At 31.2% G+C, this 25,257-nt stretch carries 26 protein-coding genes; 10 read left to right on the top strand and 16 right to left on the bottom strand.

Going from position 1 to position 25,257, the window contains the following annotated elements; translation table 11 throughout:
• The first annotated feature begins 82 nt into the window (after positions 1-82).
• The gene (pbp4, locus tag IDG65_RS00400) at positions 83-1,378 is read left to right on the top strand and encodes a penicillin-binding protein PBP4 (protein ID WP_000793061.1); all 1,296 of its coding nucleotides are present in this window, start codon (positions 83-85) and stop codon (positions 1,376-1,378) included.
• Positions 1,379-1,494: 116 nt separating this feature from the next.
• On the opposite strand, the gene tagD is transcribed toward pbp4, so the two are convergent.
• From tagD to tagG, 4 genes are all read right to left on the bottom strand, one after another.
• Positions 1,495-1,893: a glycerol-3-phosphate cytidylyltransferase gene (gene tagD / locus IDG65_RS00395; RefSeq protein WP_000832260.1), complete on the bottom strand. Its 399-nt coding sequence runs from the start codon at positions 1,891-1,893 to the stop codon at positions 1,495-1,497.
• Between the two features lie 62 nt (positions 1,894-1,955).
• Positions 1,956-3,017 (bottom strand): glycosyltransferase family 2 protein, encoded by a 1,062-nt coding sequence (locus tag IDG65_RS00390; RefSeq protein WP_001241193.1) that lies wholly within the window; start codon positions 3,015-3,017, stop codon positions 1,956-1,958.
• Positions 3,014-4,117, bottom strand: coding sequence for a teichoic acid glycerol-phosphate primase TarB (gene tarB / locus IDG65_RS00385; RefSeq protein WP_001101608.1), 1,104 nt, complete (start codon positions 4,115-4,117; stop codon positions 3,014-3,016). The genes IDG65_RS00390 and tarB overlap by 4 nt, the downstream gene beginning before the upstream one ends.
• Before the next feature lie 98 nt (positions 4,118-4,215).
• Positions 4,216-5,028 carry a teichoic acids export ABC transporter permease subunit TagG gene (gene tagG, locus IDG65_RS00380; RefSeq protein ID WP_001273058.1) on the bottom strand — a complete coding sequence of 271 codons (813 nt, stop codon included), beginning with the start codon at positions 5,026-5,028 and terminating at the stop codon, positions 4,216-4,218.
• Positions 5,029-5,374: 346 nt separating this feature from the next.
• Here tagG and tagH point away from each other — a divergent pair, with 346 nt between their 5' ends.
• A complete protein-coding gene (tagH, locus tag IDG65_RS00375) occupies positions 5,375-6,169 on the top strand; it encodes a teichoic acids export ABC transporter ATP-binding subunit TagH (protein WP_001103232.1) in 795 nt (264 codons plus the stop codon).
• 60 nt (positions 6,170-6,229) lie between these two features.
• Here tagH and tarA read toward each other — a convergent pair whose 3' ends face one another.
• On the bottom strand, positions 6,230-6,994 hold the full coding sequence (gene tarA / locus IDG65_RS00370) for an N-acetylglucosaminyldiphosphoundecaprenol N-acetyl-beta-D-mannosaminyltransferase TarA (protein ID WP_000215396.1): 765 nt from the start codon (positions 6,992-6,994) through the stop codon (positions 6,230-6,232).
• 235 nt (positions 6,995-7,229) lie between these two features.
• Between tarA and IDG65_RS00365 the strand changes: the two genes are divergently transcribed.
• On the top strand, positions 7,230-7,982 hold the full coding sequence (locus tag IDG65_RS00365) for a M50 family metallopeptidase (protein WP_001108538.1): 753 nt from the start codon (positions 7,230-7,232) through the stop codon (positions 7,980-7,982).
• Between the two features lie 79 nt (positions 7,983-8,061).
• Here the strand turns inward: IDG65_RS00365 and IDG65_RS00360 are convergent, their stop codons facing one another.
• Positions 8,062-8,706 (bottom strand): metal-dependent transcriptional regulator, encoded by a 645-nt coding sequence (locus IDG65_RS00360; RefSeq protein ID WP_000954654.1) that lies wholly within the window; start codon positions 8,704-8,706, stop codon positions 8,062-8,064.
• 121 nt (positions 8,707-8,827) lie between these two features.
• Between IDG65_RS00360 and IDG65_RS00355 the strand changes: the two genes are divergently transcribed.
• Genes IDG65_RS00355 through mntC form a run of 3 tightly spaced genes read left to right on the top strand, consistent with a single transcriptional unit; the run spans position 8,828 to position 11,327 of the window.
• Positions 8,828-9,571 carry a metal ABC transporter ATP-binding protein gene (locus tag IDG65_RS00355; protein WP_000894464.1) on the top strand — a complete coding sequence of 248 codons (744 nt, stop codon included), beginning with the start codon at positions 8,828-8,830 and terminating at the stop codon, positions 9,569-9,571.
• Positions 9,565-10,401, top strand: coding sequence for a metal ABC transporter permease (locus IDG65_RS00350; protein ID WP_000889252.1), 837 nt, complete (start codon positions 9,565-9,567; stop codon positions 10,399-10,401). The genes IDG65_RS00355 and IDG65_RS00350 overlap by 7 nt, the downstream gene beginning before the upstream one ends.
• Positions 10,398-11,327 (top strand): manganese ABC transporter substrate-binding lipoprotein MntC, encoded by a 930-nt coding sequence (mntC, locus tag IDG65_RS00345; protein ID WP_000737653.1) that lies wholly within the window; start codon positions 10,398-10,400, stop codon positions 11,325-11,327. Before IDG65_RS00350 ends, mntC begins: the two co-directional genes overlap by 4 nt.
• Before the next feature lie 894 nt (positions 11,328-12,221).
• On the opposite strand, the gene IDG65_RS00340 is transcribed toward mntC, so the two are convergent.
• The 9 genes from IDG65_RS00340 to IDG65_RS00300 form a co-directional block, all read right to left on the bottom strand.
• Positions 12,222-14,264, bottom strand: coding sequence for a cation:proton antiporter (locus IDG65_RS00340; RefSeq protein WP_000402172.1), 2,043 nt, complete (start codon positions 14,262-14,264; stop codon positions 12,222-12,224).
• Positions 14,265-14,603: 339 nt separating this feature from the next.
• Entirely contained in the window at positions 14,604-15,041 is a 438-nt protein-coding gene (mnhG2, locus tag IDG65_RS00335) for a Na+/H+ antiporter Mnh2 subunit G (protein ID WP_000406615.1), read from the bottom strand.
• Positions 15,016-15,318 carry a Na+/H+ antiporter Mnh2 subunit F gene (gene mnhF2, locus IDG65_RS00330; RefSeq protein ID WP_000616642.1) on the bottom strand — a complete coding sequence of 101 codons (303 nt, stop codon included), beginning with the start codon at positions 15,316-15,318 and terminating at the stop codon, positions 15,016-15,018. Before mnhF2 ends, mnhG2 begins: the two co-directional genes overlap by 26 nt.
• Positions 15,315-15,797, bottom strand: coding sequence for a Na+/H+ antiporter Mnh2 subunit E (gene mnhE2 / locus IDG65_RS00325; RefSeq protein ID WP_001071971.1), 483 nt, complete (start codon positions 15,795-15,797; stop codon positions 15,315-15,317). Before mnhE2 ends, mnhF2 begins: the two co-directional genes overlap by 4 nt.
• Positions 15,798-17,294 (bottom strand): Na+/H+ antiporter Mnh2 subunit D, encoded by a 1,497-nt coding sequence (gene mnhD2, locus IDG65_RS00320; RefSeq protein ID WP_000950548.1) that lies wholly within the window; start codon positions 17,292-17,294, stop codon positions 15,798-15,800.
• The gene (mnhC2, locus tag IDG65_RS00315) at positions 17,284-17,628 is read right to left on the bottom strand and encodes a Na+/H+ antiporter Mnh2 subunit C (protein WP_001048985.1); all 345 of its coding nucleotides are present in this window, start codon (positions 17,626-17,628) and stop codon (positions 17,284-17,286) included. The genes mnhD2 and mnhC2 overlap by 11 nt, the downstream gene beginning before the upstream one ends.
• Positions 17,625-18,050: a Na+/H+ antiporter Mnh2 subunit B gene (mnhB2, locus tag IDG65_RS00310; protein ID WP_000661907.1), complete on the bottom strand. Its 426-nt coding sequence runs from the start codon at positions 18,048-18,050 to the stop codon at positions 17,625-17,627. Before mnhB2 ends, mnhC2 begins: the two co-directional genes overlap by 4 nt.
• Entirely contained in the window at positions 18,037-20,439 is a 2,403-nt protein-coding gene (gene mnhA2, locus IDG65_RS00305) for a Na+/H+ antiporter Mnh2 subunit A (RefSeq protein ID WP_000060793.1), read from the bottom strand. The genes mnhB2 and mnhA2 overlap by 14 nt, the downstream gene beginning before the upstream one ends.
• Before the next feature lie 18 nt (positions 20,440-20,457).
• Entirely contained in the window at positions 20,458-21,018 is a 561-nt protein-coding gene (locus tag IDG65_RS00300) for a tyrosine-type recombinase/integrase (RefSeq protein WP_001044970.1), read from the bottom strand.
• 154 nt (positions 21,019-21,172) lie between these two features.
• Here IDG65_RS00300 and sroA point away from each other — a divergent pair, with 154 nt between their 5' ends.
• The 4 genes from sroA (at position 21,173) to sarA (ending at position 24,064) form a co-directional block, all read left to right on the top strand.
• Positions 21,173-21,376 carry a sigS mRNA-stabilizing protein SroA gene (gene sroA / locus IDG65_RS00295; protein WP_000047745.1) on the top strand — a complete coding sequence of 68 codons (204 nt, stop codon included), beginning with the start codon at positions 21,173-21,175 and terminating at the stop codon, positions 21,374-21,376.
• 16 nt (positions 21,377-21,392) lie between these two features.
• Positions 21,393-21,617: a DUF2922 domain-containing protein gene (locus IDG65_RS00290; protein WP_000169037.1), complete on the top strand. Its 225-nt coding sequence runs from the start codon at positions 21,393-21,395 to the stop codon at positions 21,615-21,617.
• Between the two features lie 195 nt (positions 21,618-21,812).
• Complete coding sequence (locus tag IDG65_RS00285) at positions 21,813-22,742, top strand: DMT family transporter (protein ID WP_001670285.1); 930 nt, start codon at positions 21,813-21,815, stop codon at positions 22,740-22,742.
• A 947-nt stretch (positions 22,743-23,689) separates the two neighbouring features.
• On the top strand, positions 23,690-24,064 hold the full coding sequence (gene sarA / locus IDG65_RS00280) for a global transcriptional regulator SarA (protein ID WP_001018677.1): 375 nt from the start codon (positions 23,690-23,692) through the stop codon (positions 24,062-24,064).
• Positions 24,065-24,314: 250 nt separating this feature from the next.
• Here the strand turns inward: sarA and IDG65_RS00275 are convergent, their stop codons facing one another.
• Positions 24,315-25,103 carry an alpha/beta fold hydrolase gene (locus IDG65_RS00275; protein WP_001045427.1) on the bottom strand — a complete coding sequence of 263 codons (789 nt, stop codon included), beginning with the start codon at positions 25,101-25,103 and terminating at the stop codon, positions 24,315-24,317.
• Positions 25,104-25,257: the final 154 nt, after the last annotated feature.

Raw genomic sequence — 25,257 nt, 5'->3', positions numbered from 1 at the left:
ATTAGCAATGATTTCCGTAATTAGGAATGACCATTGCTTTTAGGGAATATTTAAGAATTGGAAAAGGGAAGATTAACGCTTTATGAAAAATTTAATATCTATTATCATCATTTTATGTTTAACATTAAGTATTATGACACCATATGCACAAGCTGCTAACAGTGACGTAACCCCTGTACAAGCAGCAAATCAATATGGTTATGCAGGTTTGTCGGCTGCATACGAACCGACGAGTGCTGTTAATGTTAGTCAAACTGGACAATTACTGTATCAATACAATATCGATACTAAGTGGAATCCAGCGTCTATGACTAAATTAATGACAATGTACTTAACATTGGAAGCTGTAAATAAGGGGCAGCTTTCACTTGATGAAACTGTCACAATGACGAACAAAGAATATATTATGTCTACACTACCTGAGTTGAGTAATACGAAACTATATCCTGGACAAGTATGGACAATCGCAGACCTATTACAAATTACAGTATCTAATTCTAGTAATGCCGCGGCATTAATTTTAGCTAAGAAGGTATCAAAAAACACCAGCGATTTCGTTGATTTAATGAATAACAAAGCTAAAGCTATCGGAATGAAAAATACACATTTCGTCAATCCAACGGGTGCTGAAAATTCAAGATTACGTACATTTGCACCAACAAAGTATAAAGACCAAGAACGTACTGTAACGACTGCTAGAGACTATGCCATTTTAGATTTACACGTGATTAAAGAGACACCTAAAATATTAGACTTTACAAAGCAGTTAGCACCAACAACGCATGCAGTTACGTATTACACATTCAACTTTTCATTGGAAGGTGCAAAAATGAGTTTGCCTGGTACAGATGGTTTAAAAACTGGATCAAGTGATACAGCAAATTACAACCATACGATTACTACCAAACGAGGTAAATTTAGAATTAATCAAGTTATCATGGGTGCGGGAGACTATAAAAACCTTGGTGGCGAGAAGCAACGTAATATGATGGGGAATGCATTAATGGAACGCTCATTTGATCAGTATAAATATGTAAAAATATTGTCTAAAGGTGAGCAAAGGATAAATGGTAAGAAATATTATGTTGAAAACGATCTTTACGATGTTTTACCAAGTGATTTTAGTAAAAAAGATTATAAACTTGTAGTCGAAGATGGTAAAGTACACGCGGACTATCCAAGAGAATTTATTAATAAAGATTATGGACCTCCAACTGTAGAAGTTCATCAGCCAATTATTCAAAAGGCAAATACTGTTGCTAAAAGTATGTGGGCAGAACATCCATTATTCACTATCATTGGTGGTGCATGCCTAGTCGCTGGATTAGCACTAATTGTTCATATGATAATCAATCGTTTATTTAGAAAAAGAAAATAAAACATACTAAAAACGGACAAGTTGCACATTATAAAGCTGCGAAACTTGTCCGTTTTATATTTATTTTATAATAACCTACGTTAATTTATCGTTTAGTATCGATAGTTCTATATAATTTATTTAGCATCTTTACCATATAATTCTTGTTTGATTTTAGTCGTCGAAATGCCTTCTGTACGTTTTAAATAAATGACTTCACATTTATCCTTTAAGAAGTCGAATTCACCTTCCCAGTCATGTCCCATAACAAAAACATCTACATCAAATTTTTCGACATCGTCTTCTTTTTGTCCCCAGCCCTTTTCTGGAATGACTAAATCGACATAGCGTATTGATTCAAGCATCATTTTTCGTTGTTCATAATCATAATAAGATTTTTTATGTTTAATTTGATTAAATTCATCTGTTGATAATGCTACTATTAAATAATCGCCCATCTCTCTTGCACGACGAAGCAATTCGATATGACCATAGTGAAGTAAGTCATATGTGCCATATGTTATTACACGTTTCATTAAGTTATCCTCCTCATATTGTCACATCATAGGATTGCAGTTTATGGTCATCAATGTACACGTTATCGTTTTAACATTGATTTTGTTCGATGTGCAAACTTTCTCCCTTTAAGTTGTATCAAGAATTTTTTATAAGTCGGCCTATTAATGCCCACTTGAATTAATGTTTGTCGCCACAATTCGTATATTTCTCTATCCCAATTCTCACCAATAAATTCAACTGTATTTATAATGTCAAACATGTTTTGCGATACATAATCAGAATGCTGCATAGACATAATATAGTCTTTTACGAGTTGAATTGTCGTGTGCGTTACTGCTGGGTGTTCATTCATATAATATTTTAATGAATTATTGAATAAAATACGATCAACCATATCACTATATAATAGCCTTTGTTCAGGTAATAGTAACATTTCCATGACTCGTTGTCTTATTTTCATAATTTCTGTGATATATCTATTAAAATCTTCATCGTTACTTGTAGCATGTGTATCTATATCGTTATCTCCGACAATCATCTGTGAAACTAAATGTATATCCGTAGCTTTTTGCATCGCCTTGACAAGTATTGCGTGATTGTATGTGTTAGCTAAAGTTTCGTCACACTGTAATTCAGCAAATTTAGCACTGAATAACTTTCCGTCAAAAGACATCATTGATAACAAATCTGGTTGTTCCATTAATGTAACGATTCGATTGTCTTTAATAAACTCATCAGCACTTTTCAATTTCCATTCACCATGGTAATTGTAAGCTCGCTGCCCTATTACCATATCAATATTATCATTATTTTTGAAAGCTGCAGTTAGACTATCTAATTTACCTGGCAATACGATTGATGTTGGATTTATGACCATAAATGCGTCACTATCATGTGGATCTGTCATTTTGATATCCATCAAACCTTTATTAATACACGTAGCTATCGAAGCATTTTGTAATTGTATTAATGAAATATGCTTGAGTTCTCTTTGTAACCGTTCAATCATAGGAATTGTTTGATCGGTAGAACCTCCATCAATACAAAGGATTCTATAGTGTTCTTTACTCTCAATAGATATTAACAATTGTCGAATTGTTGCCTCATTATTACATGTAGGTATGATTATCGTAAGCCTCATTTTGTCACCATCTTATCTATATATTCTGTGAGCTGATGTAAACTTTTATCAGTATTATACTTATGCCAATCTTTAAATAACGGACTTAATAGATGTTCTTTTTCTTGTATCGTCATTATTAAATCTTCTTCAGTATACACTTTGTAGCTATCCGGTATTGCTTTGTAAAATTGATTCAGGCCTCTCACTTTATCATATGCCTCTTCATCATACACATAAAATATAGTTGGAATATTTAACAAGCTAGCTTCTATTGGCAGCGAACTATAGTCGCTAATAATTATATCTGACATTAGCATTAATGTAGACGTGTCGATTGAAGATACGTCATCAATGTCTGAATGTTCAATTGATGGATGTAATTTATTAATCAGTGTATATCCTGGTAAACAGTTTTCAAAATAAGCTTTATCAATAGCCCTATTATCTGCTTTATCTTCTCTATATGTTGGTACATATAATGCCAACTTATTTGTAATTCCATATTTATGCTTTAACTCTGCCTTAACCGTTGCTCTATCAGCTGTGTAATATTTATTAATTCTCGGAAGCCCAAAATACAACATTTGCTCTTCTGTTGCACCTAAAGACTGTTTAAAACATTGTGACATTTGTTCACAACCCACTAAGTAAAAATCCGTCGCTTGATAAACTTTACGGTACTGCTGAACCATTCCCTTGTCAGACACATCGACTTGATGATCTGTTAATCCAAAGTTTTTTAATGCACCACTTGCATGCCACGTTTGAACAATGTGTTGATTAGAAGTCTTATTATATCCACCTAGTAATAGGTAATAATTATCGATAATAATCATCTGCGCGCTTTTCAAAGCCTTAATTTGTTTTACCAATGTTCGATTAGTCATTTCTATCACATCAACATCGTCGCTAAGTTCAGATAAATAAGGCGCTTGTTTTGGTGTTGTTAAAACAGTTTTCTGATACGACGAATTATTTAATGCTTTGATGATAGGCTTAATATCTTCTGGAAAAGTCATCATAAATACGATATGCGGTTTATCAATCACTTGAGGCGTAATCATTTTAGAAAGTATTCGAACTACCAAATGATAAAATTTCTTTATTAAAACGTTCATAATACACCAACTTAATATGTTATTTACTTAAATTATAAACAAAAATGAACCCCACTTCCATTTATTAATGGTTAGCGGGGTTTCGTCATATAAATATATTACAAGAAATCTGCAAATTGATCTCTATATTTCATGTGTAAGTACGCACCAATTGCAAAGAAAATGGCAACAATACCGAAATTGTATAACATTAATTTCCAATGATCCATGAAATACCATTCGTGATATAAAATTGCTGCACGGTATGATTCAGCAATAAAGTAAACTGGATTATATTTCATCATTTCATGAATTAAACCACTGATACCATGGTTCTTTGGTAGCCACAAAATTGGTGAAAAGTAAAATAATATTCTTAATATTGCTTGCATTAACATTTGTGTATCTCTAACTAACACACCGAGTGTTGATGTTAATAACGTCACCGAGGCAGTTAAGAAAAAACAAAACGGTACATATATCAATAATTGAATGATATGTATTGATGGATAAATACCAGTAAACATACATGCAATTATCACAAGTAAAAGTAAGCCTAAATGTCCATAAAATCTACTTGTCACAATATATGTCGGTATTATCGATAACGGGAAGTTCATTTTCGATACTTGATTAAACTTTTGTGTAATTGCTTTAGTACCTTCTAAAATACCTTGGTTGATGAAGAACCACATACTGATACCAACCAATAACCAATAAACAAAAGGTACACCATGAATTGGTGCATTACTTCTTATTCCTAATCCAAAAACCATCCAGTAAACCATAATTTGCATAACAGGGTTAATTAATTCCCAAGCCACACCTAAATAGTTACTATGATTAATAATTTTAACTTGAAACTGAGCCAGTCTTTGAATTAAATAAAAGTTCTTTACATGTTCTTTAAAAACTGTTCCTATTGCTGACATTCCATTAAACCACACTTTCAAATGTTTAACTATTTCTCTACTTAACTAAATAGTATTATAATAATTGTTGTAAATACTATCACTATACATGGATGCTATCAAAATTATTGTCTAGTTCTTTAAAATATTAGTTTATTACAAATACATTATAGTATACAATCATGTAAGTTGAAATAAGTTTAGTTTTTAAATATCATTGTTATCATTGATGATTAACATTTTGTGTCAAAACACCAACTCTGATAATAACAAAATCTTCTATACACTTTACAACAGGTTTTAAAATTTAACAACTGTTGAGTAGTATATTATAATCTAGATAAATGTGAATAAGGAAGGTCTACAAATGAACGTTTCGGTAAACATTAAAAATGTAACAAAAGAATATCGTATTTATCGTACAAATAAAGAACGTATGAAAGATGCGCTCATTCCCAAACATAAAAACAAAACATTTTTCGCTTTAGATGACATTAGTTTAAAAGCATATGAAGGTGACGTCATAGGGCTTGTTGGCATCAATGGTTCCGGCAAATCAACGTTGAGCAATATCATTGGCGGTTCTTTGTCGCCTACTGTTGGCAAAGTGGATCGTAATGGTGAAGTCAGCGTTATCGCAATTAGTGCTGGCTTGAGTGGACAACTTACAGGGATTGAAAATATCGAATTTAAAATGTTATGTATGGGCTTTAAGCGAAAAGAAATTAAAGCGATGACACCTAAGATTATTGAATTTAGTGAACTTGGTGAGTTTATTTATCAACCAGTTAAAAAGTATTCAAGTGGTATGCGTGCAAAACTTGGTTTTTCAATTAATATCACAGTTAATCCAGATATCTTAGTCATTGACGAAGCTTTATCTGTAGGTGACCAAACTTTTGCACAAAAATGTTTAGATAAAATTTACGAGTTTAAAGAGCAAAACAAAACCATCTTTTTCGTTAGTCATAACTTAGGCCAAGTGAGACAATTTTGTACTAAGATTGCTTGGATTGAAGGCGGAAAGTTAAAAGATTACGGTGAACTTGATGATGTATTACCTAAATATGAAGCTTTCCTAAACGATTTTAAAAAGAAATCCAAAGCCGAACAAAAAGAATTTAGAAACAAACTCGATGAGTCCCGCTTCGTTATTAAATAAACCGAAAAAACCGAGAATCTCCATTTAAGGATTTCCTCGGTTTTATTTTTGTCATCATGATTATTTCGCCTTTTTTATTTTTCTTTTTGCTTTGGCTATTTTATACATAAATATAGGAATACTCTTTAATCTACCAATACGTTTCCAATCTATTAATGCTCTATATATCCATTCAATGTTTAATTTTCTAAAGATATAGGGCGCTCTCTTTTTAGCCCCAGCAAATACTTCAAGAGAACCACCTACGCCCATCATCACTGTAGATTCAAATTGGTTTTCATGTGTCATAATCCATTCTTCTTGTTTAGGGAATCCCATACCTACAAATATGTAATCAGGTTTAAACAGTTTAATTCGTTTCACTACTGTCTCATCTTCCAAATCAATATAACCGTGATGATGTGCAAACGATATGTTTGGATATCTTTGTTGTAATGCATATTGTGCCGCTTCTACAACTTCATTAGTTGCCCCTAGCAAAAATACTTTTTGATGATTTACATGAGCAATTTTCAAACATTCATCCATCAACTCAATACCAGGTATACGATGCGCTAGAGGTTGCTTTAAACGATGCGAAGCTTTGACTACTCCTGTCCCATCAGCAACAATATAGCTCGCTTGATTTATTAACTCTAAATACGCTTGATATGTCGTCGCGTAATTCACTATTTCAGGGTTGGCTGTTACTATAAAAAGATTATTCGTTGATTGATTTGCAAAAAAGGTTTTAATATTTTCAACCATTTGCAACATTGTTGTATTATCAAAATCGACCCCTAAAATGTCAACTTTGGCTGTATTGGATCTTTCTTCAACAGTCATAACAGGAATCTCCTATCTTATTTCATTATTATGTTAGTGTAATCAATATTAACAGTATTTATATTTATCCTATTTATATCGAAATGATTTTGCTTTATTTTAACACATATTCACCTTTTCAAAAATTAAAATTAGTTTAACTAAGGTAAGTCTAAAGTCTAACGCTATTAATGCCAATATCATTTATAATAAGTGATAAGCAAACTTTAAATTAATATCTTATATGAGGTTAACAATGAATTATTTATCAAACTTTTTTAATACGACAATTCAACTTAATATATACATTATCGTTATTGTTGCAGCTTGTTATATTGCTATTCATCAATATAGACATAAGGCTGTTTTGAACTATTTAGATGTCATTTTAAACTATATCCCTGTTTTAACACATGAATTTGGTCATGTATTGTTTAATAAACTCGCTGGTGGCCGTGCAAAAGATTTAGTCATTGTAACAAGTCCACGAGAGCGACAACAGACATTACAACAAGGATTCGCAATTACACAATCTAGACATCTAGCAGGCCAATGGCTTACAACGATTGGTGGTTATTTTATGCCACCTATTATGTTATTGATAGGTTTAGCGTCGAGCCATTATCAGATACCTAGTTTCTTTATATTTACCTACTTATTGATATTTATTTATTTTTTAATTTTAACATCTAGAAAAGGCTCACCCATTGTTGTTATAACTTTAATTTCTATCATGTTGTATTTTATATTAAAAGATGAAAATATAGTAGAAATTCAACTACTTGTCACAATGAGTTATCAATATATTTTAGGTGTATTATTAGGCGAAGTTCTACAATCTAGTTGGACGATTGCTAAATTGACTTTCCAGCGTCCGAGTCCACAGTGGGATGGTAGTGCACTTAAAGAACTCAGTCATGTACCTATCTTCATTTATAGTACAATCTGGATTATCTTCAATCTTTATGCAGTGAATATTTTACTCAAATATACTCACTTGATAAATTAACTAATAAAAAAGAAGCCTAAAGCAATTATCCATATGTCTTTATCAGTACAATCATGGATATCTTTATGGCTTCTTTATTTTATTTTTCAGCAAACATGTTCATTGCATTTTCGTAACTGACAATAATTACATTATCATTACGTTTAATAATAATTACTTTATTCATTTCATCTTTCGATACAATTTCCACTTCATTACCAATAGAAATATCTTTACTAGACAAATATATTAGCAAATCGGTCTTATCTCTCACACGTTTGATTGTAACGATATCACCAGGTTCATAATTCAAAATCGTTGTTATATATTTCTCTTTATATTCATTATTTCTAGGAATCACACCGCCGTGCGGGCAAGTTTCTGGGAAATTTAACAGGCTATCCAGCCTTTCAACAAATAAATCTGAAATTCGATGTTCTAAAATTTCTGCTTCTTGATGTACTTCTTCCCAATTATATTTCAATATTTCTATTAAAAATAATTCTAATAGTCGATGTCTCTTAATGATATCAAGCGTATGCGTTAAACCATCCTCTGTTAATCTAACACCTTTGTATGGTTTTGTTTCAACATAGCCTGCTTTTTCAAGACGTCCTACCATTTCACTTACAGATGGAGGCTTAATATTTAAAAATTGAGATAAGATTTTATTTGTCACAAAGTTTTTATCGCCATTATTCGTAAGGATTGCCTTTAAATAGTCCTCTTTTTCTTCAGTTAACATACTTTCACCTCACATACATTGTCTATATTATATCACGAATTTACTTGACATGATAAATATTCTCAGTTTATTATACAATTAATTAGGTTAGCCTAAACTTTTAATTAGGAGGTATAAACGTTTGTTAGAAACAAAAGATTTAAATCTGTTTTTAGGTAATAAGCATGTACTTAAAAACATTTCCTTATCGATACCAGTACGCGGCGAAATAATTGGTATCATGGGCCCGAATGGTGCTGGTAAATCTTCCCTTATCAAGTCTTTAATTGGTGAATTTAATGCTACCGGTACTAAATTGTTATATAACAAACCTATACAACAACAACTGCAACATATTACATATATTCCACAAAAAGCACATATTGATTTAGATTTTCCTATAAGTGTGGAACAAGTGATTTTATCAGGTTGCTACAAAGAAATTGGATGGTTTAGACGACCTAATAAATCAGCAAGGGATAAACTCAAACAGTTATTAAGCGATTTAGAATTAGAATCTTTACGTCATCGACAAATTTCAGAATTAAGTGGTGGACAATTACAACGTGTGCTAGTAGCAAGAGCATTGATGTCCGAAAGTGAAGTTTATTTTCTAGATGAGCCGTTTGTCGGAATTGATTTTAGTAGCGAAAAATTAATCATGACAAAAATCGAGAACTTAAAACAACAAGGAAAACTTATTCTTATCATCCACCATGATCTATCAAAAGCAAAGCAATACTTTGATCGCATTATTCTATTAAATCAAACATTACGATACTTCGGTGATAGTGAAGAGGCTATGAGTGTCACTCGCTTAAACGAAACATTTATGAGTAGCACTGACTGTAGTGACCCTAGTCAAAGGAGCAATATAACATGTTAGAGTTTGTCGAACATTTATTTACATATCAATTCTTGAATCGAGCATTGATAACTTCAATTATTGTAGGGATAGTTTGTGGTACAGTTGGTAGTTTAATTGTATTACGTGGTCTTTCATTAATGGGAGATGCAATGAGTCACGCAGTATTACCTGGTGTTGCCCTATCATTCTTATTTGGTATTCCAATGTTTGTAGGCGCACTTATAACTGGTATGATCGCAAGTATTTTTATCGGTTATATCACATCTAGTAGTAAAACGAAACCTGACGCCGCTATTGGAATTAGTTTTACCGCTTTCTTAGCTTCGGGGATTATTATTATTAGCTTAATAAACACTACGACAGATTTGTACCATATTCTGTTTGGTAATTTACTGGCAATCACAAATAGTGCATTTTTAACAACTATTGTGATTGGTTCAATCGTCCTTATTCTAATCATTATTTTCTATCGTCCATTAATGATTTCTACATTCGATCCAACGTTTAGTAGAATGAGTGGTCTAAATACGACGTTATTACATTACTTTGTGATGTTGTTACTCTCATTAGTAACAGTAGCAAGTATTCAAACGGTAGGTATTATTCTTGTAGTTGCATTATTAATTACACCTGCATCTACAGCATTTTTAATTAGTAAAAAACTATACTCAATGATGATTATAGCAAGTTTAATAAGTGTCATAAGTTCAATTGTCGGACTTTATTACAGCTATATTTACAACATTCCTAGTGGTGCGACAATCGTACTTTGTACGTTTGTAATTTATATCATCACATTATTTTTCACAAAATTTACGAATAGAAAGAAACGAGGAAGTTTAACATGAAAAAATTAGTACCTTTATTATTAGCCTTATTACTTCTAGTTGCTGCATGTGGTACTGGTGGTAAACAAAGCAGTGATAAGTCAAATGGCAAATTAAAAGTAGTAACGACGAATTCAATTTTATATGATATGGCTAAAAATGTTGGTGGAGACAACGTCGATATTCATAGTATTGTACCTGTTGGTCAAGATCCTCATGAATATGAAGTTAAACCTAAAGATATTAAAAAGTTAACTGACGCTGACGTTATTTTATACAACGGATTAAATTTAGAGACTGGTAACGGTTGGTTTGAAAAAGCCTTAGAACAGGCTGGTAAATCATTAAAAGATAAAAAAGTTATCGCAGTATCAAAAGATGTTAAACCTATCTATTTAAACGGTGAAGAAGGCAACAAAGATAAACAAGATCCACACGCATGGTTAAGTTTAGATAACGGTATTAAATACGTAAAAACAATTCAACAAACATTTATCGATAACGACAAAAAACATAAAGCAGATTATGAAAAGCAAGGTAACAAATACATTGCTCAATTGGAAAAATTAAATAATGACAGTAAAGACAAATTTAATGACATTCCAAAAGAACAACGTGCCATGATTACAAGTGAAGGTGCCTTCAAGTACTTCTCAAAACAATACGGTATTACACCAGGTTATATTTGGGAAATTAACACTGAAAAACAAGGTACACCTGAACAAATGAGACAAGCTATTGAGTTTGTTAAAAAGCACAAATTAAAACACTTATTAGTAGAAACAAGTGTTGATAAGAAAGCAATGGAAAGTTTATCTGAAGAAACGAAGAAAGATATCTTTGGTGAAGTGTACACAGATTCAATCGGTAAAGAAGGCACTAAAGGTGACTCTTACTACAAAATGATGAAATCAAATATTGATACTGTACACGGAAGCATGAAATAACACGCTGTGTTTTAATGAAGTAAGATGAATTGATGTTGATGCAACCTAAAATATTGGTATCTCCAATATTTTAGGCCACACATCAACATAACAAAGTCGAAGGCTAATAGTCCCATATCGTGCGTTAAATATATATTACCCTCCTATTAATATATATACCGTTCCCGATCGCACGATATGGTGGTATTAGAACTTCTCTTTGAACGAAAGAGAAAAGCTAGAAGTTCTTATGCAGTTTTAATTAAACTGTCGTTCCCTTCATCTCTTTTAACCACAGAGATGCGTTAGAAGTTCTTCTAATACAATTTATACAACGCCATTCCCTACACACTCTTATAAAAGAGATTCACGCGCGTCAATAAATTGTATTACATACTAACTAAAAAGCTTTTCTTAATCGTACTAACGAAGTTAGAGGTTCTTATGTGATTGGACAACTGTTCTCCCTACTAGACTTTTAGCATAGCTGGTTAAAAGTACTATTACAGATTGTTCAATTGTATGCCCCTTTCCTTTGAACGGAATATTAAAAGCTATGTGCAGTAACTTTTAATAGGCATACCACTTTTGCATCAAGCTATAAATAATCGCATACTTTGATATTTAATCTGGCCTATCAAAGTAAACATCTATGGTTTCCTCCCCCCATAGATCCTTAAGCCACACTCATCCGATGTCATATGAGTGTGGCTATTTTTTGTGAATGCACGTATCTTCTTAATTTAAATGACTTCGATTAATCTATCTCCTCCAATTTTTAAAACTTATTTCAATTAATTCTCAAATATTAATAATTCGTATAGTTTAAAACTATCTATTCAATTCCCCTAAAATAAAAGGGATTGATGAAAAGCCATTCATTTTTTCATCAATCCCTTTTAGCATAATTACGAACTACGTCATACTATCTACAATAACCATTTCATCATAATTAATGGCCTCTCTTAGTTTTAACGCTGTACCTTCTGATACTTCATCTGTATCAATCAACTCACGTAAAATGCGACGTTGTTCTCTCAATGCATTTAATTTAATTTTAGTAATCGTATCTTCACTTGCTGAGTTGAAGAAATTAGATGGTGTTAAGTTTTCAATTCGCATTAAATAACCGTCACAAACCATTCCAACTTCAAGTGTATTATCTTTTGTTGTTTCCTTAGACAATCGACTAACCACATTATAATGGACTAATTTATTAATTTTATTTAATTCCATTAAGTTATCCGTAACACTAAGTGAAGATGCCGAGTTCACTCTCGTTTGTACTCTTCGTTTTAATAAAGCACCTCGTAATAATACAATCATTCTTCTTATTAATGATGCTTGTCTATATACTTGTGTTCTTTCAGCATAACGCATATAGTTTTCAAGTACACTATTCGTTATTTGTCCTTCATCTACTAAAGACTCTAATGTTTTTGTTTCTACATTAAAAGCAATTTTTTGTAGACGTTCTAATTCTTTAGAGTTTTCATCATCTTTCTCTACAGTTTTTAAAAATGCTAATTTATCATGATATTCTTTAATCACGTTACCATATTTAAAACTTGTTTCGAAAGTAGATTTTTGATTTAGATAATCAATAACTTGTTCTAATATATAAATTCTAGCAACTTTAAACGACATATTGCCAATTACTGTTTTAGGTGCAGGTTTCGTTAATAGTGGCAATAATACTTGCGCAACTACCAAACTAATAATAACCATACCAGATGCAATAAATAATAAGTCGTTTCTATACGTAAAAGCATGATGCCCTGCTAAAAAATACGGTAACGTTAATGCGATTGCTAAAGAAATTGTTCCATGCACACCACATAACGTCATAATTAAAGCGTATAAACTTCGCTTTGGTGGTTTCTCAGTCGTTGGATTATCATCATCATTTTTAGTCATCATTTTTTGGAATGGACTGATGGCTAAATAAAAATAAGGATATAAGACATAAACCCAAACAAATCTAAATAGATAGACAGCTAAAGCAACAACAATAGTGATGCCTATTAAAAAGATTAAATTGTGCGGTTCTGTTTTGATAATTTTAATAATAACTTCAGGTACTAAAAATCCTAATATTGAAAAAACAAAGCCATTTAAAACATAACCTAGTATATTCCATGTATGATTGTAACTCATTTGTAGTTGTGTACGTACTTGCATAATTCTGTCACGTTCGAAACCATGTACAAGTCCTGCAACTACTGCTGCAATGATTCCTGATGCGTGAAACAATTCAGCAATTAAATACGTAACAAATGGTGTTAACAATTGAATAATTGTAAACATATTAATGTTTTCATATCCTCGACGCATCAATGTTAATCGGAACCTTACTAATGCCATACCTATAAGTAAACCAACCACTGCGCCACCAATTGATGCAATTAAAAACAACTGAACAGCATCAACAAGTGAAAAAGCACCTGTAACTAATACTCCAACAGCTATTTTAAATGAAATAATACCAGCAGCATCATTCAATAATGACTCACCTTCAAGAATTGTCATTGCTCCTTTTGGCAAGACCTTTCCTTTAGTGATTGCTTGCACTGCTACTGCATCAGTAGGGCAAAGAATGGCAGCAATTGCAAATGCTGCTCCAATAGGTAAATCTGGCCAAATCCAATGAATAAATAAACCTACACCTATCACAGTAGTAATGACTAATCCTAATGCCATCATCATCACTGGCTTAATATATTTTCTTAAATGGACTCTAGAAACATTAACACCTTCTACAAATAACAAAGGCGCAATCATTGTTACCATAAACAATTCAGAATCAAAATTAAATTGAACAGGGATTGGGGTAATAAATAGTAACATGCCCAAGAAAATTTGTATAAATGCTAGGGGTACTTTAGGTATGAAAGTATGGACAAACGAACTTAGTATCACAACAGCTATAAATATAAGAATTGTTTCAAATATTTCCAAACTTTCACCTCTCTAAAAAGTATTGTTTAATTGAAAATTAAGTATCACATCTCGTTGTAATTATACTTTAGAGGATAAATTGAGTTAGCGACCACAAAAGCACTTTAATATAGATATATGTCTACGATTGCAGTACTTAAATTTGCAATTATTTAATTTTATTTTATCACTAATTGTTTGTATAAATAAACAACTTGCTTTCACATAACAACATTAACTTATAATACAAAAAATGAGCACCTTAAAATCGACTAACCAATTTCAAAGTACTCTTTTAATGATTAATTTTGAAAACAAATCTTCAAAAGCATCGTTATGCTTAACAATTTAGCCAACACTTCAATCGTTTTGATACCATTTCTTACGATGCTCTTCTCGTTTTTTAGCACGTAATTGTAATGCTTCTGTAGAGTTTTGTTCATTTGAACTTAATAATATTGATGCATGTGTGTGATCATCATTTTTTCGATACATATAAGCGCCGTTGCGATAAGCAGCGCGAGCGACTAAGTGCATGCCGACGGGTGAAGTTAAATTAATAAAAACAAGTGACAGTAATAAACGCACACTGAAAAATCCTGTATTCACAATAAAATAAATTAATACACCGATTAAAGTTAATAACACTGATAAAGTTGAACTTTTTGTCGCAGCGTGACTTCTTAAGAAAACATCTTGGAATTTCACGATACCTATTGCACTAATAAGAGCAATAAAACTACCTAACAACAACATCACAGCAGCAATAAGACTAAAGATTTCTTTTGTTATTTCCATTAAACACATGCCCCCCACCAATAAAGCGTGATATTGAAACAGAACTTACAAAAGATATAATGGCAATGAGCATGATTGAATCTAAGAAAGAAACGGTGCCCATAAGTACACTTAACACACCCACAATTGACATTACGACAGCACTTGTTGTATCAAATGTAACGACACGATCTGCTGTTGTAGGTCCCTTGATTAATCTAAATAAACAGATGATTAATGCAATTCCAAAAATAATGAGTGAACTAATAATCATAATATGTGTTATTGTTTGTATCATCGCGACACCTCCAATATTAAGTCTTCATAATGCTTAATACTTCTTAACAAACTATCTTTTTCTTTTTCTGACACGTCGATACTATGAATAAAAAACTTTTTAGAGTCTTGAGAAATTCGTATTACTGTAGACCCTGGAGTTATAATAATTAAAATTGTTAAAAATGTTATTGCCCAGTCACTTGTTAGTCTTGTTTCATATGAAAGTAATCCAGGGTTCATATCTTTTGTTTTAAAAAGAATATAATTAATCGTGCTAATGCTAGATGTTATTAATTGATATAAATAAACACCTAAAAATTTAATAGCTACCCAAATTTTTCTAACATAAAAATCATCGCTGAAAAACCTGTGTAATATATAAATGACAATTAGACCAATTAGATATCCAGAAAAGAAAGTCGAGAATTTAAAATGATCTTCATCTTGAAATAATACCCATAAGAATGCAATGATAATATTTAAAACTATTTGATTCATTTAGTCCTCTCCTTTCAAATGCGGATTTACAAGTTTTTGATATAATTGATCACTCGTGTTCAACTCAGTTGCATCACTTGTAACATTTAACACTACAGGCGCAGCAATTCCGATTGCGATAACCACAACTACTAAAATACTTAAAATTCTTTTTCGATATAGTGGGATTTTCTTAAAATTAACTTCCTCCCCATCTTTATCTCCAAAATACATATAAAAAAGTATCCTAAATAAACTGTACATTGCAATTAGACTAGTAATAATCATTAACGCTAGTCCAATATAATTGCCATTTTGCAATGCGCCTTGGAAAATAAGTACTTTCCCCGGAAAGCCACTAAATGGGGGCACGCCGCCAATAGCAAAAATCATTATAATAAACGCAACTCCAAATAAAGGTTCTTTTTTAGCTAAGCCATTCAAATATTGATATTGTCGATAGCCTGTAATGTAAACTAAACTACCAATAATAAAGAATAGCAATGTTTTTACAACAATGTCATTTACCAAATAAAATATTGCACCATTAATACCTGCAAACGTGTTTGTTCCCAAACCTAAAATGATAAATCCTATTGAGATTATGACTTGGTAAGCTGCAATCTTTTTAATATCTTTATAAGCAATGACACCTATAGCGCCGATGACCATAGTTATAGCAGCCATAGTTGCTAGCAATGGATGTATGAGATCATTATGTTGATCGAATAGTAAAGTGAAGAATCGAATTAATGCATAGGCCCCTACTTTGGTCATTAACGCTGCAAATAATGCTGCAAGCTCAGTATTTAACACTGCGTATGCTTTGGGTAGCCACATAAAAAGAACCAGCGCTGCTTTCGCACTAAATGCGACTAAGAAGATTAATGAAATCATTGTTACAGTGCGATTATCTCCCATATCATTCAAACGCATTGCAATATGTGAAAAGTTTAATGTACCTACTGTTTTATAAAGTAAACCTATACCTAATAAGAATAGCCATGAACCAATAATATTCAAGACAACATAAATAATTGCGGCACGTAATTGTTCAACAGATTGTCCAAGTGTAATGAGTACAAATGACGCAAGTAACATAATTTCAAACATGACGTATAAATTAAATAAATCTGATGTTAGAAAAGAGCCTATCACGCCAACGCTTAAAAATAATATGAACGATGGCAAGTGATAACGATTTGCTTTATGTTCGCCACGCCCAAATCCGTATGCCATAATTAAAGTAATCACAAATGAAGCGGTTGTAACCATAATTAAACTTAAAGAATCTCCTAAAAACTGTATACCAAAGGGCGCTGACCATCCTCCAAAGTCTAGCGTAATTGGACGGTGACGCTGAACATAAATTAATAACATTAATGAAATAATTGTGGTGATAGTCATTGTACCTAAGTATAAATATTTAGAAATACGATCATTATTTTTTAAAAATACAAGGATTAAGGCACAAAGGAATGGTAATAACATTGGTAAAATCAATAAGTTACTTAGCATCATCTTCCCCCCTTAGGCCTTCAATTTCATCTTCTTTTGTTACTTTATAAGTTCTATAAACAAGTACAAGTAAAAACGCAGTCATCCCAAACCCTATAACTATTGCAGTTAGTACAATAGCTTGTAACAAGGGATCAACAAACAATTGGTTTCCACCAGTTATTAATGGTTCTGATCTACTAGAACCATACGTTCCCATACTCATAATAATGAGATTACCAGCATGAGTATATATTGAAATTCCAATTACAATACGAATTAAATTGATTGATAAAATCATATATGTTCCTATAAACACTAAAAATCCTATAACTAGTAATAATATTAAATTCATGATCGACCTCCGCTAAGCGACAACATCACTGTGACAATAACACCAACAACTGAGAATAAAATACCTAATTCAAAAAGTGTTATTGTACTTACATGAATTTGCCCTAAAATTGGAAGTAACCAAGTTGTTTCATATTGAGACAAAAATGGTTTTCCAAAAAACATAGGTATTATCGCAGTAATAGATGATACCAATGCTCCAATAATCATTAAAATTCTAAAATCAATCGGTAAACTTTCTAAAACCTCTTCAACATTAAAAGCCAGAAACATTAAAATAAACGCTGAACTAAATATTAAACCACCAATAAAGCCACCACCAGGATTATTATGACCTGCGAAGAAGACATAGAATCCGAAAGTCAATAAAATAAATACAACAAGTTTCGTGACCGTTCTTAACACGACATCATTCTCTTTCATCTTGTCCCCTCCGATCTTGATAATTTAATAATGTGTAAATACCTAGCCCAGTAATAATTAACACTAATCCTTCAAATAATGTATCTAATGCTCTAAAGTCACCAAGTATCGCATTTACAATATTTTTACCACCTGTTAGTTTGTCAGCTTTTAAATAAAAGTCTGATATTGATGATAAACCATCTGTTTGTTGTGTAATAAAAATTAATGATACAACAATAAGTGCCATCAAGAGTGATACAGAAATTTTAATTATTTCTCTTTTTTTGTTAGCGTTAGATCTTGGCACGTTTGGTAATCTTGAAAAACTAACAATAAATAGTATCGTCGTTATTGTTTCAACTACTAGCTGAGTCAATGCTAAATCAGGGGCTTTCATTGCTATAAAGAATAAGGTCACAACAAATCCGATGACTCCATTTAAAATGACCATTGTCAGTCGTTGACGTATAAAAATTAAAGAAATACCAATTGTGACAGTTACGATTGCTAATATAATTTCTAATGCCCCAAATTCAGAAACATGTAACTGATGTACTTTTGGAAGTCCAATTCGAATATAACCATATCCAATGATAATCATAAATATGCCTAAGGTCATAATAATGTATTGGTTTAAACGATCTTGCATAACACGTTTAAATCGCTTCGTAGCAAACTTTTCAAAATGTCGATATACCATCTCATAGCTTTTTGAAACTGAAATCTGTCTAATTTTACCTGTGAACACTTTTTTCCAATCTACTTTGATTGCTAGTACACTACCCAATAAAATAATGATGATGGTTAAAAGAAGCGGTATGTTAAATCCATGCCATTGCGAAACATGTGGTGCCAATTGATCAATTTGATGATTACCACCTGATACAGCTCTTAATGCTGGAACGATAATCCCCTTCCCAAATATATTTGGTACAAAAAAGATTACAGGTACTAGCACCATTAATATAAGAGATGGTAAACTAAACAACCATGGTTCGTGGATATTTTTTTTAGTAAAAACCTTAGAATCATATTTTGTCCAAAATACTTCTTTTACCATGTATAATGCATATGTGAATGTAAAAACACTCGCAATAACACCAACAAACACAATACTTATCATTGAAATCAAACTAAATTGGGATAATTGTCCAGTTTGTGTTAATGCATCTAAGAACATTTCTTTACTTAAAAATCCATTTAAAAATGGTACTCCAGCCATAGATAGAGCCGCTATCGTCATGACTAGATTCATTTTAGGAAATAGTTGACGCATTCCACTTAAAATTCGTATATCCCTTGAACCTGCTTCATGATCTAAAATGCCTACTCCCATGAAAAGCGCACATTTAAAGATGGCATGATTCATTAGATGAAATAGCGCACCAAATAATACAAATACATAAATAGATGCTATTGCGTTTTGTTGGTGTTGAGCATATCCACCACCGATACCGACCATTGCCATAATCATTCCTAGTTGACTGATTGTTGAATATGCTAGGATTCCTTTTAAATCCCATTGTTTTAAAGCTGTGATTGAACCAAATAACATTGTTATTAACCCGACAAAGGTTACGATATAAATATACATATTGCTTAGACCTAACAAAGGTGTAAATCTAAGTAATAAAAAGATACCAGCTTTAACCATAGTGGCTGAATGTAAATATGCACTTACAGGTGTAGGCGCTGCCATTGCCCTTGGTAACCAAATATGAAATGGGAATTGTGCAGACTTTGTAAATGCACCTAATAAAAACATGATAATCATAGGGATAAATAAAGCATGGTTCTTAATATGATCTGCTTGTCCTAATATCTCTGTGATGTTATTCGTTCCTGTCATGATATACAACATGATAAAACCAACTAATAATGCCAAACCACCAAATACTGTAATCATAAATGATTGCATCGCACCAAATTGACTATCTCCGTTGTTATACCAATATGAAATTAATAGAAATGATGATACGCTAGTTAGTTCCCAAAACACATACATTAATATTGTATTATCAGCTAATACAATACCGAGCATGCTAAACATAAATAGCGTTAAGTATAAGTAAAACCTTGGTAAATTATCTTTACGAGAGGATAAATATTGTGTTGCATAGAAGAATACAGCAATTCCAATAAGTGAAATAATAAGAGAAAACATTAAACTCAAACCATCTAAACGTAAATCTACATTAATATCTAATGAGGTCATCCACGGAACGGAAACAGACAAATAATGCTGTTTAATTACTGATGGAACTTGTAACAAAAAATAAATAGATGCTATTACAGGTGCAGTCAGTGCTATGTATCCTGCATATTTAGCCATTGCTCTACGTTTAGATGTTAATAATATCATCGCCATAATTACTAGTACGGCAATTAATAGATAAACCAAACTCATTATTAGCCTCCTTTGTCGTTATAATTGTAATGAAATATAAATACTGTGTTCACATTCATTTTCTAAACCGATAAAATTTAGTGTTTCAATAGCAGATTGATGCCCTAAATACTTTTGAATGACAGGAATAGGTATGCCCTTTTGATATGCATGATACGCAAATGTCTTACGCAATGTCGTTAGTCCTACATTCTCTATGCCAGCCTTAATTGCTGCTTGATGAATAATACGATAGGCTTGTTGCCTAGATAATACTTGATTAGTTCTCAATGATTGAAATAATACATCTTCATTTGACAGACTTTTGTTTTCAATATAGTGAAGTAACTCATTAGATAATGTTTCTGGCAATCTAATTTTAATCAATGAGTGATAATGGGCTTTACACAATTCGCTTAGTGTCCCCTTTTCAATCAGTCGTTTAGTATCTTTAACAGTAATTGTTAATAATTCTGTAATTTTCATACCACTATGTATAGCTAATTTAAAAAACAAATAATCCCTATCAGATCGAGCTTTGAGTGCGTCATACATTTTATTAATATCATCATTGCATTTAATTACTTCTACCTTGTTCATATGTCCCACCTCGCTTTAAGTGTCTTAATCATAAACATTAAGTATTTAAGTCACATATAATTATAACCTTTTTTATAGAATTTAAACAAGAATAATAAAATTAACCCAATTATTTTTTTCTTTCGATATATAGTGTGAAAGGAGGTTTTAAAATATGAGTAAAACAAATCACATTACAATTGTATTATCATTTACAAAACTAGATACAAATGGTAAACAAACAGAATTTAAGCGTCGATTCGCCAATATTAATCCTGAAGTATCAAACGACCAAATTAAAACATTTAGCAAACTTATCGAACGACTTACTGGAGAAACATACAACAACATCGAAGTCATCAAATCTGTATCAATTTAATCAGGAGGACACTTTCATGACCAAAACACTTGAATTAAGTTTTAAATCTTCACTAGACAAACCTGTCAAATTGCAATTACCACAATTAAACAACATCGTAACCGAGCAAGTTGCACGTGATAGTATGAATGCATTAGTAGATTTAAATATTATAAAGTCAAATAGTGGCGCTATCACCAAAGTACATTCTGCTCAAATTATTGATAAAACGACGACCGTTTTATTTGAAGCAAAGAAATAGATATAAAGAAAGCGCAATTAATTTAGTATAAATACTAACACCCTAGACTTTCATGATGATTGTCTAGGGTGTTTTTGTTGTGTTAATGCCCTGTTTTTTTCAACATTATTGTAAATGAGTTGTATATTTTCTCTATAATGATAATGTATACATATGATTTTTATTATTAACTTTGGAAAGTGAGACTTTATTCATATGCTTCTTTTCTATATCATTGGTGTCCTAGTTGGAATGCTTATTCCTATCCAAACATCTGTCAATTCAAGACTATCACTGTATACTAAATCGCCTTTCTATACTTCATTCATTTCATTTTCAGTTGGAACAATTTGTTTAATTATTTTAAATATCATTATCAATCCAGAAGTATTTACTATTCACTTTTACAATAATCAATCATTTAACAATACATGGATAGTCGGTGGTTTGCTTGGGGTTAGCTTTTTAACTGGCAATTTATTGTTATTGCCAAAATTAGGTGCAACATTAACTGTAATTGCAACAGTTGCGGGTCAAATTATTATGGGTGTCATAATTGATACATTTGGCTTATTTGGTGCTACAATTCATGATTTTAATTTAATTAAAGCAATTGGTGTATTGTTACTCATTATCGGTATCGTCATAATGAATCAATTTAACAAGAATAATTTATTACTAACTGATCAAAAGTATTTACTGTTTTGGCTTCTATTAGGATTTATTTTTGGTTTCTTTCCACCTATTCAAACGACAATTAATAGTGCTTTAGCAAGTCATACTCATTCACCAGCCTTTGCATCATTAGTATCATTTACAATTGGGTCAATAACGCTATTGATTTTAACCGCTATTTTTAATCGTTCTTTAAAACTAAATACATATCATTTGAAATTCGGCAAACTAAAACCTATCTATTTTACTGGCGGTATACTAGGCATGGCTTTTGTAACAGCTAACATTATCTTAATGCCTCATATGGGTGCAGCATTAACAACACTTATTGGGATGTTTGGTCAGATTCTAATGGGCATATTGATAGATCACTTTGGATTATTTGGTTCACCTAAAATAGCAATGACATCCAGAAAAACTATTGGTCTATTATGTATTTTGACAGGCATTATACTTTTAAGATTATTTTAAATTAACTTTTAGCTTATCATTTTAACTTGTAATTATTTTTAAAAGTGATAAGCTATTTTTTTGTGGTCTAAATTAGTTTTAATAAGTACTAATATGGGTAGTATGCTTTGACACAACAAATTTTAATTTAGCAAATTCGATAGTCAACTCATTCTTAAGACCTAAATTAATGTTGTTTTTTAATAATTTATACCAAATTAATAGCAAAAATTATGTTATTCGTGCTAATATTTCATAGTTGGTTATTCAATTAATTAAAAATAAGTCAAAATGCACAACTTTAATTCATTCATTGAGTCGAGTTTGAAAAATAAAGGTGCTATAACGTATGATCAATTATCGTACTTTCTATTATTTGTTACCCGTTATCAATCGGAATAACGTATAGACACTTTAACGTGCTATAGATTGGTTTTAATCACTAAATTAGTGTGTTTTCCTTATCATTAAAACTGCACTGGGAATTACTAAATTAAAAAAATTATAAAAATTTTTCTTTTTTAGTGATAAAAGTTCGAAAAATGGGTATAAATATTAGAAGAAGTTAACTTGAAAGCGTTAAGCTATGACAATGAATCACTTTAGATACACATTGAATATTGAAACATTTAATTGCGCTAAATCGTTTCATAAAATAAATTACCTTATACTGACGATTAAATTAAGGTAAATTATAAAAAATGCTGATATTTTTGACTAAACCAAATGCTAACCCAGAAATACAATCACTGTGTCTAATGAATAATTTGTTTTATAAACACTTTTTTGTTTACTTCTCATTTTTAATTAGTTATAATTAACTAAATAATAGAGCATTAAATATATTTAATAAAACTTATTTAATGCAAAATTATGACTAACATATCTATAATAAATAAAGATTAGATATCAATATATTATCGGGCAAATGTATCGAGCAAGATGCATCAAATAGGGAGGTTTTAAACATGGCAATTACAAAAATCAATGATTGCTTTGAGTTGTTATCAATGGTCACTTATGCTGACAAATTAAAAAGTTTAATTAAAAAGGAATTTTCAATTAGCTTTGAAGAATTCGCTGTATTGACATACATCAGCGAAAACAAAGAGAAAGAATACTATCTTAAAGATATTATTAATCATTTAAACTACAAACAACCACAAGTTGTTAAAGCAGTTAAAATTTTATCTCAAGAAGATTACTTCGATAAAAAACGTAATGAGCATGATGAAAGAACTGTATTAATTCTTGTTAATGCACAACAACGTAAAAAAATCGAATCATTATTGAGTCGAGTAAATAAACGAATCACTGAAGCAAACAACGAAATTGAACTATAATTTTGTTTAGCGCAATTTGGTGAAGTTTGATAGATGATACATTCTATTAAACTTCCTTTTTTTATGCTCTTTTTACCTAATTGTTAAGAGGTTTTGCACTAATGGCACTTAATATAAGGAAGATAGCCGCATAACGAGCAGTATATATCAAATACATTTCAAAAAAAGCTGATTTCTATCAAATAATGAATAGTAATCAGCTTTTTCACATTGCCTAAGGACTTTATGCCCTAGGTTTATATATCACATATTATGATACGCTTTTTAAAAAATTTAAATAATAATTCATAAATGCTTCTGGTTCTTCAATATGCGGTGCATGTCCTGAATGTTCGAAGATTTTTTTCGTAACATTTAAAAAATGCGCTTCCAATTTAAAATGATTTTTATCTTTAATCAAAGGATCATGTTCCCCATTAATTAACAAAGTAGGTACACATGTACGTTTTTTTAAATACATAGGTTCATCTTTATGCAAAATTAATGAACGAATTGCCACCGCACTATCATCCTCAGACTTAGTGCTATATATTCTTTGTTTTTGATACCATTTCATCGTCTTCTCTTGATTTCTAAACAATTTAGAAAATAAAAGAATATACGCTTCAGACTTATTAAAACCCGCTATATCATCTTGATATTGTATTAACAATTGAGTAAAGCTGTGTATTAAGTCATCTTTCTTCGATGCAATGGTAGTTAATGATTTTACACGATAAGCATATTTATCTGTAAATAACTTAGCAACTACCCCACCTAAATCATGTCCTAGAATATGTGCCTCATGAATATTTAACTTCTCCATTAGAATTTTTAAATCCTCAACGTGATCGTTTAAATCGTATGATTCACTTTTAGAAGACTTGCCATGACCTCTTAAATCGTAAGTAAGTACATTATATGATGATGCTAGTTGATGTTGCAAATCTTCAAATCCAGCTAAATTACCATCCAATCCATGAAGTAATATTATAGGATCCCCTTTACCTTCAATTTGATAAGTTAATTGGATTTGAGGATTAATTGTGACTTTATTCATTGTGACACCTCCCTCAATAAACTATATACCCAACCTTCATTCTATATACGCTTCCATTTTATAAAAAATTTTTTTAAATTATTTATAAATTACCAAAAGTTATTCCAACAATAAAAAAACTATTCATCTCAATTAATACAATTAATCAAGTGAA

It is taken from the genome of Staphylococcus sp. EG-SA-17 (genome assembly GCF_017151845.1).
Classification (GTDB): Bacteria; Bacillota; Bacilli; order Staphylococcales; family Staphylococcaceae; genus Staphylococcus; species Staphylococcus aureus.
The sequence above is the reverse complement of the archived record's forward strand: the minus strand, read 5'-3'. Positions and strand labels throughout refer to the sequence as shown.